Below are 12,864 nucleotides of genomic sequence, written 5' to 3' on the forward strand. Positions count from 1 at the left end.
AGTATGTAAACAGATAAAGCAAAAAGTTTTAGTGGTCTTGGATAGTGAATATGGCAATGGTTCATGGGTCAATCAAACAGGAGAAGTTCCTGTCAGTAAATTGATGAGAATCCGTTCCAATTGCTGTCTCTGGTCAAAACCCAAACCAAAAAAACTATTCAGGTATGGGCAGACCCAAAAAACAGGACCAGAAGTTCCAAGTTAATGATTCTACTACCTGGTGGTCGGCAAATGAAACAGTCGAAGTAGATGACCCCAAATTAGGCAAGCTCAGAATTAGTCAATGGAAAGATTTACATTTCCGTTCTTCTTCATCTCATGATATGAGTCTAATTCAAGTCGAAAGAATCAAACTCAAGAAATCAGGGAAAAAACATCGTAGCTTATGGTTGGTATGGGTTGGAGAGCAATTTCTCCAATTAAAAGCCATTTGGACTCAATATTGAAGTTTAGACTGAATTCTTAGCAAAAGTGACTAATTATATACGGTATTGCCAATCGTCATCCACTAGATATAGCGATATGATAGGAATCACACAACGTAATTGCTATCCGCAGCTCATTCTGGCAGAGAAGTGGATTGGTTCGAATTTTCTCAGTTTAGACCGCCAGTGCTGCTTCTACTTCTGAGCCAAAAGCGTTAAAAATCTCAGTGCCATCGAGGTTGCCCACTGTCTCGATTAAACCCGCACCTACTTCTGAGGAAGCAAAGAAGTTGGAAATGGTCAGCTCTTCAGCATCGTATATATCGTCTCGATCGATGTCGAGCAGTAGATCGTTATTTTCTCGCTTGAGAAAGGCTAAGTCTAGACTTAGGTTATCACTAAAAAATAGAGTATCGGCACCTCCCGTATCCTGAATTTGACTACCTGCAGCCGTCTGAGCATTAAGGACGTAAATGTTGTTTTCTTCTTCTCCTCTGAGAAGATAATCGTCTTCAAATGAAAGGACTTCTACATCGTCATAGTAGAGCTCTCTTTTGGTTATATCGGGATTTTGCCATTTTTTGTTATACAGTCCGATCTTCAAGTATGGTCCGAGTTCATCATTGTAGGCATTGGGACCGGTTTCCCTGAGAACTAAATTGTTGTCTTGCCACACCTCAACTAAGCCATCGGCTTCATAAGACCACTTGACGTGAAATGTCCAATCAGTCCAGACTCCAGTTTGATAATCACCTAGATCGTAGCTTGCCGAACCTTCAGATTCTAGACGTCCTCGTTGACCTTTTTCTCTGATAATTTGTCTTGTATCCCATTTTCGACCGAGCTTCCACTGTCCATTATCAGTTAACAAAGACAGTACGGGTCCAGTTCCCGCCCAAGTTTCACCTAAGTGAGTATCTGGTTTGGCGTGCCATTGGGCGACAATTTCGGGATCGGCAACTGGATCTTCGACGTAGCTTTCAGGAAGGAAAGTTCTAAACTGATAAGTAATTTCAGAATTATAGGGAACGGGACTTAAGTTCAGTTCTTCCCTTTTATCAGGCTCTTCCAAAACAAATTTTACAGAACTATTGTCGATTTGCTCGTTAGGGTCGGGATTGGCAACAATTCCAGAAGCTGGATTATCGAAGCCGGATAGTTTCCATCCCTCTAAACCTGATTGAAAATCACTTTGGAATATAGTCGCTCCTGGATAGACAATCTTGGTCTGAGCTTTGGCTGCAGTTTCTTCTAGCTCTCGCTCGTCGAGAGGATCGAGACTAGTCACTCGTTCTTCAACTGGAATAAATTTAAGATAATCGACACGAGCTGGCTCTCCCTCATGTTCGGTGGCAGTAATAGTAATAGTTTGACCTGGTTCTAGAGCTAGACCACTGGCAATTTTACGGTTGACTGCTGTTATCGTACTATCTTTATCATCATCAAGGTCGAGGTCGAGATTGATAGTAGTGATTAATTCATCGTCTACCCGAATTTCGAGTTGAGAAATGCCATCAAATTCGTCAAAGTAACCTAGTTCTAAATCGTACCAACCAGCAACGCCCGAAAATTGATAGGAAGCAGAACCGGTTTCTCCTATTCTTCTGGCTCTCAAACTAATATTGCCGCCGCCTGAAGCATGAGTTTTATTGGTTTCGAGGCGATAATTTTCCAACACCATATCTTCGGCTTCGACTAAAAGAAAATCTGATGACATAACTAATTACCTATTTAATTTGATTGAGTCTTGAGCTTAAAGTCCTGTTTGAGGATATCGAGCCTTAAGCTTAAGATTTTGTTTGAAGATTATGTTTGTAACTTGAAAGTTAATAGAGATAGATTTCAGGTCAAGCAGTAATTGTGAAGTCTCGCTCGCTAATTGCTAAATTGGAAGCTAGATTGACGAATAAAACCTGAGTTTCTTCTCCATTGCCATCTGGATCGAAGAAAAGTTTGCCGTTAATATTATCGTAGATCAAGCGATCGCTAGTACCGATAGCAGTCGTCCCGATAGTAAATTGAGCCTCAGTTAAATCGGTATTTGCCGTCAGTCCACCGCCAAAGCCTGCTGCTGAGATCGCGATTTTATCGCTATTAACCGTAAAATCTTCAATAAAATCACTTTCGAGTTGTAGTTTCTCAAAGATAAAGAGATCGGCTTCCGAACCACCATTGAGATTATCGACTCCTAAACCGCCAATTAAAGTATCGTTGCCAGAGCCGCCATCAAGCTTGTCGTTACCGGCATTGCCAACCAGATAATCATTTCCGGCGTTGCCCGAAAACTCATTATCAAACTCGTCCCCGAAAAAACTATCGGCAAAAGTCGAACCCCTGACATTTTTGACATCGAGTAAGCTATCTTTGATGCCAGTTTGATTGTAGATTGCCTCGCGCCAGAGACTGGCAATTTTCTGGTATCCTCCAGCATTGGGATGTAAGCCATTATCCAAATCTAGATTTATTGATGAAGTCAAATCATCGAGAGTAAGACTGCTAAAATCGACAAAACCGACATTTTTTTGCTGAGACTTTTTGGAATCAATCAGATCTGGTATGCCTCGACTGATAGCTTCCCCTTTAGCTACTTGTTCTGCAGACTGCTCGTCGGGATGTATGGGAGGAAGAGAAGAAACTAATAATTTTGTGTCGGGAGAATGAACAGTGATGCGATCAATTAGTTCGCTTAAATCTTCTAAAATCGTCTCGCTAGAATCATTATTTCTAAAGATGTCATTAGTACCAATAGTTTGCAGAACCACATCTGGAGTGGAATTAGACAACCATTTTTCGACATTTTTACTAATGTAGGAGATCTGTTTGCCTGGATGACCTTCATAATCGCGATCGCTGAGATGGCTCGGTCCGCTAGTTTTAGAACCAACAAAATCTAAAGCAAATCGCTCTGCGGTTAGCTCCCTTTCTAAAAAAGGGCGATAGCCACCGCTGTTTCTGTCTCTAGTACCAATTACTCCATGGGTAATTGAATCTCCCAAAGGCATGATCTTGAGAGGAGTAGCATTAGTATATGTATATATGAAGTTTTCCTCGACTTTAGCAATAATGCCCCCCGTTGCTTCCTCATAGCTCACCGCATCCAAAGCTATTGCCTCATCTAGATCTTGATTATCATCAATTACAACATCACCTCCGTCACCTCCGTCATTGTTAGTTTCTGCATCGATAGGAGTAAATTTGAGATAATCGACCCGCGCTCTTTCTCCTGCATTGGTAGTTCCCAAAATAGTAATAGTTTGTCCTGGTTTTAGGGCGATGCCGCTAGCAATTTTACTTTTGACTGCGGTTGCCGCGCTGTCTATATCTCCCCCAAGTTGACTATCGAGAGTGAGAGTAGCGATGGTAATATCGTCAACTCGAACTTCTAATTGAGATACTCCATCGGATTCATCAAAGTATCCCAACTCGAGATCGTATAAACCAGAAATTCCGGAAAATTGCCAAGAAGCAGAACCACTCTCACCCGTTCTACTTCTCAAACCAATAATACCACCGCCAGAAGCATGACTCTTACCGGTTTCGAGGCGATAATTCTTGAGAGTCATTTCCTCGGCTTCAACTAGCAAAAAAGCAGATGCCATAAATTTATTTATGTAAGCAATACAAATTTATATAATAATACATTTTGGGCATAGAAAGGTCAATAGCTTCAAGTTGTAAAGACTATCGATACTTTTTAATCTTTATCTCCTTACTAAACTTTAATTCACACCAGACGTTAAATATAAAATCCTAGCTTCTAAGTTAAGTTTTTAGCCATTGACCAAGCAAAGCCAACGACTAAAAACTTTTTGTTTGGTTGAAATCCGCTCGCTCGTCTACTGAACTGTTGCTATTTGCTTATCGGCAAAATAAGCATTTTGTTCCGCTCTCAAGCGATCGCAGAGACGACCTAAAGGAAGTTCGACATCATCGTAAGTCAGAACGTGGTCTTTAGGCAAATCCCGTTTGAGACGACATCCTTCTGCCAATCCCATCGGGAGGAGATTTTCTGCGCGCACTACCTCGGCATTTTCACATTGACCGTAGGTCATATAGTAACCAATGCCGTCTAGAGTTGCTCCAGCTTGAAGCGCGGTTTTAGCAGTAGTTACTACCTCTACCCGAGGTGCGCCGAGAGGAGTGAGCACGGGATCTTGGAATAAGACGACTCGCGCTACTGAAAGGGGCACTTCAAAGTGGCATAGATGATAGGGAGTATAAAAACTATAGAGAGGTCCTTCTCCCAGCTTGTAGAGATTGAGATAGTGTTGTTGTTGGGGATCGTCATGGGTAGCAAATACGAAGACCCCAGGACCTGGTTTGGCACCGACCACATAATCGACAATCCCGCCTAGTTCCTTCAGGCGCTCGACATCATACATCGAGGTCATTTCGTCCACATGACCTTTAAATTCGTAACCGAGCATTCCCCGTTGGGCTACTTTCATCCCAGTAGCATTAGCGACGATCGCCTGTTCGAAAGAAATTTTGGTACCGTCGGCAAAGCTGGTTACCATATGGGGTTTTTGTCCCCAGCGTTTGGCAAAAGCTTCTTGAGTAGTAGGATTGCGATAGGGATCTTGCAGACCTTTAATATTGCCGCAGAGTAAAGGAGTCAAGCCGATACTTTTAACAAAGCGATACAGGTTCATCTCTACCCCTGGCTGATCGCCATCACAGGCAGTGAGAACGACCCCGGCACGGTCGGCATAAACCTTAAGAATCGCTCCAATGGTACCGTCTAATTCGGCATTCATCAAAATGACGTGTTTGTGATGGGCGATCGCTTCTAAAACCAAGGCAGCAGCATATTCAATGGTTCCCGTGACTTCGATTACGGCATTGATTCCCGCTGCTTGGCACAACAGCGTAGCATCTTCAGTAATGACATATTTGCCTCTGGCGATCGCTTCTTCCAATCCAGAAGTAGTTTTTACCGTTTGTACCTCAGCAATACCAGCTTCGCTATAGGCTCTCTCGGCACCAGCTAAATGGCGGTTGGCAATGGCGACTAACTCCATTCCCGGTACTGAGTTGACAATTTGGTTGGCAATGCCACGACCCATAAAGCCTGCTCCAATCATCGCAACTTTGATCGGATTTTTGGCTTTGGCACGGGCTTGTAAAGCTCTATCGACAATAATCATAGTTAGTTTATCCTCCTATAGTAGATTCTTTTAATAAAGGCCAATTCATATCTTTTTCCGAAATTTCGCTTACAGGCTCTGGCCATTCGATTTCAAAAGTAGGGTCGTCATAACGCAAGCCTCTTTCTGTACCAGGAGTATAAAATTCAGTTACCTGATAGGTGACTTCGCTGCGATCGGTAAGAGCTTGATAACCATGAGCGAACATTTCTGGTACGTAAAGAGCGCGTCGATTATCTGCACTCAACTCCACACCAATGTGCTGGAGATAGGTAGGAGAATTGGGACGCATATCGATAATTACATCGTAAATTGCACCGCGAATGCAGCGAATTAACTTGGCTTCGGTGGCGGGATATACTTGATAGTGCATGCCCCGTAAGGTTCCTCGTTTGTAGTTAAAAGACATATTACACTGGGCGACCACTGGTTTTAAACCGTGTTCTTGAAATTCTTCGGCACAAAAGGTACGAGCAAAAAAGCCGCGATGATCTTGACGGGGTTCTATATCGATAATGAAGGCATTTTGGAGTTTAGTTTCGGTAAATTTCATAGTTTCTGGTTTGAAGATAAATCGATGGGATAAAAATATACAAACGGTTTCAAGGTTATGAAATCAATTTCTAGTCATTTCAGTTGGGATCTTACGCCAGCGGTTAGTAAAATAATTAATTTCTGAATTGCTGTAGAAATGTCTGACAAATTGAGAGGTATACATTTCCTCTATATATGCTTCTGGCAATTTAATATCATTGAGAAAGCTTTTGTATACCTGTTTGTATAGTTTATTGCGACCAATGTTCTTTTTAGATAAAGTAAAATTTTCGAGCTGAAGAAATTCTCTAAAAGCATTGTTGGCACACCTATTGAGAGTTTCTAATTTCAATAAAAGTACGTCAGCTTTCTCCCCTTGATAAATCTCATAACCTTTATCAGGGTCGAATTTCTTAGCAAAAACGTCAACTCCGAAGACGGTTTTTAGTTCGCGGTCGAACCAGTCCAAGTCTAAAATCTTGAAATTGTTGTCCAAGTTTTCTAAGAAAATTTTCTGTAGTTCTTTGCTTAAAACGTCAGGGCTTGAAGTATGCAGCTTTTTTTGCCAGTCATAACCTCTCTGATGCTGAACATTTTGAAAAAAACTAGAAAAATTTCTGGCTATTGGATCTCTGACGAGAGTAATAACTTTCCATTTTTGTTGTCGTTCATTTCTCTTAATTTGCTTGCGTAAATAAAGACTTTCCAACAAATGGCTGTGAATAACTCTGGTGCGATCGAAATGAGCTCTGTAAGTATTTTCTAATTCTTCAATCCTTTGTTCAGACAGAGCATGAACGTGATAAACTTTGAAATCCAAATCTAACTTTTGCAGGGATTTTACGATAGTACTCGAACCTACTTTACCCATTTGATACACTATCACTTCAGGTTGAGATAAATTCGAGCCAAAAATATTAGTCACAGCTTTGGATAGCTCGAACTTCCAAGAGTAATATAATTTGTTGGTAGAGTAGTTGGGTAATATTCTGGCGACAGTTTTATGCATTTATTCATCCCCTAGTTAAGAATTTTGTCCTGCTTTATCCATTGATTCTCTGAGCTTCTTTGCCAACACTCTTACGTGAGGTTCGCGATCGATCGTGCCGTGTTCGCCACCGACGAAATGGTATTCAATTCCTCCATCAGCCAATTCACCCCACTTATCCTGCTGATCGGTTCTTAATGTTCCGCTAGCATAGATATCGATTTTGCCCGGATACATACCTTGTGGTACGTAATCTGCTCTAGCTTTTAGATGGCTGCGAAAAACTTTTTGGACGTTCTCCAGTAGTGGATCTGAAGCCTGTGAGTTTTTCGCTCGCTTTTGGCGGAACTTTCTGACCTGCTGTCGGTACTTGTAACCTAAGAGAGTAAAAAGTCGTCCATTTTTGCAGAAATAAATAAAACTTTGCAGGAGTTCGGCTAAAGATTTCGATTTTTTACTGCCATCGCGATTTCTCAGCTTAAGGTAGAGGTGTGGCGGCATCGCACCATCAATCAAAGCCAGTAAAGCCACTTGTTGCCCTTGCCGAGTTAGTTGCAGAGCCATTTCAAAAGCCACAATCCCCCCAAAACACCTGCCTCCCAAAAGATAGGGACCTTCTGGTTGAATGGTGCGTATTTCTTGGATATAGTGTGCTGCCATATCCTCGACACGCTCGTGAGGAGCGGCTTCTCCTTCTAAACCCAGTGCTTGTGGGACGTAAAAGGGTTGGTCGGAACCCAAATGAGCCACGATGGGAGCGAACCCGATGCCGCTATTACCAGCAGGGGCAATGCAGAAAAAGGGCTGACGCGAACTACCAGGCTGTTTTGGTGTCAACCAAGAACAAGATACGGCACCTGCTTCCTGGCGTAGAATACCGGCTAATTTCTCAATAGTCGGTGCCTGCAATAGAGCAGTCAAAGGTAGTTTTTTACCAAAAGTAGTTTCAATCTCGGCAATTAGACGAAAGGCGAGTAAAGAGCTTCCTCCCACCTCGAAAAAGTTATCTGTAACCCCGAGGCGATCGCTGTCGAGAATCTGTTGCCAAACTCGCATTAGCTGAAGTTCTAAGGGATTTCGAGGTTCGACGCGAACTCTTGCGACCTCTGGTTTGAGGCGATAGTTAGCTCGTTTTTGACTCAATTCTTGGCGATCGCCTTGGTTTAAGATTAGTAGTGAAGCGAGAGATTGGCTGGGATCGGCAACAATTTCCTCTAGCAAGAGCTGAAAATGCCGACTCATTTTAGCAATAGTCGCTTCGTCAAACAAATCCCGGTCGTATTTCCAAACTCCAGTTAAAGTTCCTTGAGACTCCGACATCGATAGGGACAGATCGAAATCCGCCGTGCCGTTATCGACCTCTAGGGACTGTACTGCTAAATCGGCTAGTTTTGGGGATTGACCGATACTATTTTGCAGGACGAACATTACCTGAGACAAGGGAGTCTGACCCAAATCTAGGTTGTTGACTAACTGTTGCAGGGGCAGATCTTGGTGAGCGTAAGCGCCCGATACCGTTTGCCGTAACTGACCCAACAATTCCCGAAAACTAGGATTGCCTGAAAGATCGCTCCTGAGAATCAATAGATTGACAAAGTAACCGATAAGATTTTTGAGTTCTCTGCGGTTGCGGTTGGCAATGGGACTACAAACAAACAAATTTTCCTGTTCGGTGTATCGTTGTAAGAGTACTTTAAAACCAGCCAGTAGCAGCGCGAACAGAGTAGCACCTTCTTCCCGACTCAAAGTCTTAAGTTTGGCTGTCAGTGCCGGAGGCAAAATTTGTTTGTAACTGGCACTAGGACGAGTAGAGCCGGGAGTTCGAGGACGATCTAGCGGCAGTTCTAATTCTTCAAGTTCTTCGCCTAATTGTCCCCGCCAATAAGTTAGTAAATGTTCTAGTAACTCACCTTGCAGCCACTGTCGCTGCCAGACGGCAAAGTCGGCATACTGTATGGATAGCGGCTCGAGGGGAGAAAATCCCCCCTGACTAAAGGCTTGATAGAGCGCAGCTAACTCCCGCCAAAATACTCCTTCCGACCAACCGTCAAAGACAATATGATGGACGGTAATCAGGAGCAGATATTCGCCTCGCTCTAGCTCTACTAAACTAGCTCGCAACAGTAGCTCGCTCCCGAGATCGAAGGGAATTCGAGCTTCTTCGTGACAAAGACGCTGAATTTCGGCTTCCCGTTCTGAAGCAGACGTTGGTAACTGGCTTACTTTTAAGCTCCAGTTCTCCCCACGCTCCGCAGTAACAAACTGCAACGAGCGGTTTTCTATTGTAGTGAAGTTAGTCCGCAGAGCTTCATGACGCAGGATAATTTCTTTAAGACTAGCTTCGAGAGCCGAGATGTCAAGAGCTCCTCGCAATAGTAAAGCAAAAGGAATATTGTACGCGCTATTACTCCCCGTCAAGCGGTCGAGCAACCATAGTCGTTCTTGAGTATGTGACAGGGGCAACGATTCCTCACGACTGACGGAGACTAGAGGCGGTGCTTGATTTTGTAAGCTGACAATAGTTTTAATTGCCTCCCAAAGATCTGCTGGTGCTTTAGATGCTGCAGAACTCGGTTTAGAAACAGTTGGAGTAGTTTGGGTCATTATAGATAATTGCAGATATGTACGTGAGAGATCGCGTCTGGTTTGGAGACATCGGAGAGAGAAGAGGAGACAGAGGAAGAAAGATTAAAGGTTAGAGAGATTAGACCAACCCTTTCTCTTTAAGCCTTACCCTTTCACCAAATTGCTTAGTGCCTAGTGCAAGCGTGCCTTCTTCTCAATTAGCTTGGTAATATCGCCAACAGTGCGGAAGTTCTCAATGCTGATTTCTTGAGTATCGAACTTAATATCGAAAGCTTCTTGTAAACTAAAAACCAAATTCATCGCATTAATTGAATCTAACCCCAGGCTAAAAATATCGCTCTCATCGTTAAGGTCTTGACGGTCGAGATCGGGTAATAATTCTAAAACGACATTTTGAGTTTGCAATTTTACTTCTTCAACTGTCATAGTTTTCATAGCGATTTATCCTTTAGTAGTTAATAAGTTGCGAACCGGAATTCCCGACACCACCAGTCCGCAGGTGTATAAAGTAACTTGTCTGTCGGCACCCAGTTTTTCGCGAGCAGCTAAAATGATTCGTTCGGTTTCCTCCCAACCGATACATTTATCGGTCACGGAAACACCGTACTTTAGATCCCCTAAGTTTGAGGTAATTTGCTGATTGCCTTCAAATAAATTTGATTCGAGCATCATGCCGGCGAGTGAGTGATTGCCATCGGCGATTTGTTGCAAAATATTCTCCAATACTGCCCCCTGGAGTTGATGGTTTTTGTGGGAGTTGCCGTGACTGCAATCGATAACGATTTTTTGAGGTAAGTTTAAGCTCTGTAATTGCTGTTCGACCATGGTTACCGTAGCAGCATCATAATTCGGTTGGCGATCGCCACCTCGGAGAATGAGATGTCCGTAAGGATTGCCTTTGGTTTTAAAAGTTCTAATTTCCCCTTGGCGATCGAGTCCCAGAAAATTATGGGGCACTCTGGATGATTGAATGGCATTTAAGGCTACTTTGACATTGCCATCGGTGCTATTTTTGAACCCCACTGGCATCGACAGTCCACTAGCCATTTCTCGGTGAGTTTGAGATTCGATGGTTCTCGCCCCAATCGCCGCCCAAGAAACCAAATCTGCTAGGTACTGAGGCGTTATGGGGTCTAAGGTCTCGGTTGCTGCCGGGAGTCCAATTTCGGCAATTTCTAGCAGTAAGCTACGAGCGGTTAATAAACCTTTTTCGATGTTAAAAGAACCATTGAGATCGGGGTCGTTAATTAGTCCTTTCCAGCCTACGGTAGTTCTGGGTTTTTCAAAGTACACTCTCATTACGATTAGCAGGCGATCGCTGACTACTTCTGCCAAAGCTTTGAGCTTTTTGGCATAAGCGCGCGCAGCTTGAGGATTGTGCACCGAACAGGGACCGACAATAATAAATTTTCTAGGGTCTTTACCGTCGAGTATATTTTGAATTTCTTGTCTACCTCGTAAAACTGTTTCTGCCGCAGTTTCCGTTAGGGGCAGCAGTTCTTTTACCTGCATCGGGTTCATTAACGCCCTAGAAGATTCAATGTTAACGTCGAGTATGTCTTCAATTTTCATATCGTTCGATGTGTTAACTGTAGTTGGTTCGAAGTCCCAAGTTTAGAATCATTGACAACTCCGAACTACTAACTTTTTAGACCAATGCTTTACGCAAAATTTTGCCCAAGGGACTTTTAGGTATTTCCGAGCGAAATTCAATAATCTTGGGTACTTTAAATTCTGCTAAGTGTTGTTTGCAGTAGGCAGAAACTTCTGACTCCAAACAGGTCATTCCCTCTTTAGGAACGATAACCGCCTTGACGATCTCCCCGGCAAAATAGCCTTTGACTCCTACTACCACTGCTTCGGCAATTTGAGAGTGGGAAATGAGCACGTCTTCTATTTCGATCGGATCGACTTTACGTCCCCCAGTATCGATTAAAATTTTCTTTCTACCGGTAATGTAAAGACGACCTTGGGGATCGAGTTTGCCTAAGTCCCCGGTAAAATAGGCTCCGTTTCTGAAGGCTTGTTGGTTGAGTTCGGGCATATTATGGTAGCCGCGAGTCAGTGCGGCTGAGGCGATCGCCACTTCCCCAATTTCGCCGACGGGTAGTTCTTTACCTCCATCATCGACAATTTTTAGTTCGACATTATTGAGAGGACGACCGACAGAAGCCTGAGTAGACTCTACTTCCTTGTCTAAGTTGAGGGAAATTGAACCGGCTTCGGTACAACCATAAAGCTGTCTGACGGGAATGCCAAATTTAGTGAGGAACTTATCAAAAATTTCTTGAGAGAGAAAATTTCCTGCGGAAAAGCACAATCTCAACCTAGATAAATCGGCTCGAGCATCTCCTGGTGTCTGTGCCAAAGCATTAAAAATATACGGTACGGCTGGCAGAATACTAATGCGCTCTTTTTCCAGTAGTTCTAAAACTCTCAAACTTCTAAACACGAAAGGAACTTCCACGGGAACTCCCTTTTGCCAGACCTGTTCTAAGATAACTAGAGTCGCTCCGGTACAAATAGCCGCCAGCAGACAATTACCCAAGCCATGAGCGTGATACAGAGGAACGAGACATAAAATGTTGTCATCTGGAGTTACTGCTGCAGTTTGGGTAAAGTTATTTACCTCATGGTATAAATTTTCTTGAGTTCTGCCGACTCTTTTGGGTCTGCCTGTAGAACCAGAGGAATACTGATATAGAAAGTCTTCGGAAGAAGAAACCGCGTTTTCTTCTATTAATCCTGCGGGCAAAACTAAATCCTCAAAGAAAGTAGTAGACGGACTAGCTCGATCTACAGTAATGATGGTGACTGGTTCTTCTAGTTCCGAGACGATTTGCTGGCAAAGCTCTGCTCTTTTGGTATCGGTAATAATTACCTTGGCATTGCTGTCGCGAAGATAGTAACTGAGTTCTTCTTCTTTATATAGATGATTGAGGGGAAGAAAGATGGCATTTAATCGAGCGGCGGCAAAAAAACTAACCACAAATTCGGGACAGTTGGGCAAAATCACTGCAATACAGTCAGCGCGATCGATACCGATTGACCTCAGACCTCGGCTAAAGCCTCTAACTTTAGCGTCGAGTTCTTGATAGCTAACTTTTAAACTGTCATAAATAATGGCGGTTTTTTGGGGATATTGGTGCGCTACTTTAGCCAAAATTTGCTCTAGCATGGTCGA

At 43.2% G+C, this 12,864-nt stretch carries 10 protein-coding genes; 1 reads left to right on the forward strand and 9 read right to left on the reverse strand.

Going from position 1 to position 12,864, the window contains the following annotated elements:
* Nucleotides 1–164: 164 nt before the first annotated feature.
* Nucleotides 165–446, forward strand: coding sequence for a hypothetical protein (locus ACLFKQ_RS14530; RefSeq protein WP_449000522.1), 282 nt, complete (start codon nt 165–167; stop codon nt 444–446).
* 154 nt (nt 447–600) lie between these two features.
* Here ACLFKQ_RS14530 and ACLFKQ_RS14535 read toward each other — a convergent pair whose 3' ends face one another.
* The 9 genes from ACLFKQ_RS14535 to ACLFKQ_RS14575 form a co-directional block, all read right to left on the reverse strand.
* A complete protein-coding gene (locus ACLFKQ_RS14535) occupies nt 601–2,142 on the reverse strand; it encodes a heparin lyase I family protein (protein WP_449000523.1) in 1,542 nt (513 codons plus the stop codon).
* A 130-nt stretch (nt 2,143–2,272) separates the two neighbouring features.
* Nucleotides 2,273–4,024, reverse strand: a complete 1,752-nt coding sequence (locus tag ACLFKQ_RS14540) for a GDSL-type esterase/lipase family protein (RefSeq protein WP_449000524.1) — start codon at nt 4,022–4,024, stop codon at nt 2,273–2,275.
* A 237-nt stretch (nt 4,025–4,261) separates the two neighbouring features.
* Nucleotides 4,262–5,572: an NAD(P)H-dependent oxidoreductase gene (locus ACLFKQ_RS14545; RefSeq protein WP_449000525.1), complete on the reverse strand. Its 1,311-nt coding sequence runs from the start codon at nt 5,570–5,572 to the stop codon at nt 4,262–4,264.
* 7 nt (nt 5,573–5,579) lie between these two features.
* Nucleotides 5,580–6,125 (reverse strand): dTDP-4-dehydrorhamnose 3,5-epimerase, encoded by a 546-nt coding sequence (rfbC, locus tag ACLFKQ_RS14550; RefSeq protein ID WP_449000526.1) that lies wholly within the window; start codon nt 6,123–6,125, stop codon nt 5,580–5,582.
* Nucleotides 6,126–6,188: 63 nt separating this feature from the next.
* The gene (locus ACLFKQ_RS14555; protein WP_449000527.1) at nt 6,189–7,115 is read right to left on the reverse strand and encodes a putative capsular polysaccharide synthesis family protein; all 927 of its coding nucleotides are present in this window, start codon (nt 7,113–7,115) and stop codon (nt 6,189–6,191) included.
* Between the two features lie 15 nt (nt 7,116–7,130).
* Nucleotides 7,131–9,698 (reverse strand): condensation domain-containing protein, encoded by a 2,568-nt coding sequence (locus ACLFKQ_RS14560; protein WP_449000528.1) that lies wholly within the window; start codon nt 9,696–9,698, stop codon nt 7,131–7,133.
* A gap of 153 nt (nt 9,699–9,851) precedes the next feature.
* Complete coding sequence (locus tag ACLFKQ_RS14565) at nt 9,852–10,115, reverse strand: acyl carrier protein (protein ID WP_449000529.1); 264 nt, start codon at nt 10,113–10,115, stop codon at nt 9,852–9,854.
* Between the two features lie 6 nt (nt 10,116–10,121).
* A complete protein-coding gene (locus tag ACLFKQ_RS14570) occupies nt 10,122–11,252 on the reverse strand; it encodes a 3-deoxy-7-phosphoheptulonate synthase (protein ID WP_449000530.1) in 1,131 nt (376 codons plus the stop codon).
* Nucleotides 11,253–11,328: 76 nt separating this feature from the next.
* Nucleotides 11,329–12,858 (reverse strand): class I adenylate-forming enzyme family protein, encoded by a 1,530-nt coding sequence (locus tag ACLFKQ_RS14575; RefSeq protein WP_449000531.1) that lies wholly within the window; start codon nt 12,856–12,858, stop codon nt 11,329–11,331.
* Between the last annotated feature and the right edge of the window lie 6 nt (nt 12,859–12,864).

This window comes from Myxosarcina sp. GI1(2024), assembly GCF_053543375.1.

Bases quoted from the DNA above. Each gene is read 5' to 3' on its own strand.
- ACLFKQ_RS14530 (WP_449000522.1), top strand. From the start codon at position 165: ATGGGCAGACCCAAAAAACAGGACCAGAAGTTCCAAGTTAATGATTCT.
- ACLFKQ_RS14535 (WP_449000523.1), bottom strand. From the start codon at position 2,142: ATGTCATCAGATTTTCTTTTAGTCGAAGCCGAAGATATGGTGTTGGAA.
- ACLFKQ_RS14540 (WP_449000524.1), bottom strand. From the start codon at position 4,024: ATGGCATCTGCTTTTTTGCTAGTTGAAGCCGAGGAAATGACTCTCAAG.
- ACLFKQ_RS14545 (WP_449000525.1), bottom strand. From the start codon at position 5,572: ATGATTATTGTCGATAGAGCTTTACAAGCCCGTGCCAAAGCCAAAAAT.
- rfbC (WP_449000526.1), bottom strand. From the start codon at position 6,125: ATGAAATTTACCGAAACTAAACTCCAAAATGCCTTCATTATCGATATA.
- ACLFKQ_RS14555 (WP_449000527.1), bottom strand. From the start codon at position 7,115: ATGCATAAAACTGTCGCCAGAATATTACCCAACTACTCTACCAACAAA.
- ACLFKQ_RS14560 (WP_449000528.1), bottom strand. From the start codon at position 9,698: ATGACCCAAACTACTCCAACTGTTTCTAAACCGAGTTCTGCAGCATCT.
- ACLFKQ_RS14565 (WP_449000529.1), bottom strand. From the start codon at position 10,115: ATGAAAACTATGACAGTTGAAGAAGTAAAATTGCAAACTCAAAATGTC.
- ACLFKQ_RS14570 (WP_449000530.1), bottom strand. From the start codon at position 11,252: ATGAAAATTGAAGACATACTCGACGTTAACATTGAATCTTCTAGGGCG.
- ACLFKQ_RS14575 (WP_449000531.1), bottom strand. From the start codon at position 12,858: ATGCTAGAGCAAATTTTGGCTAAAGTAGCGCACCAATATCCCCAAAAA.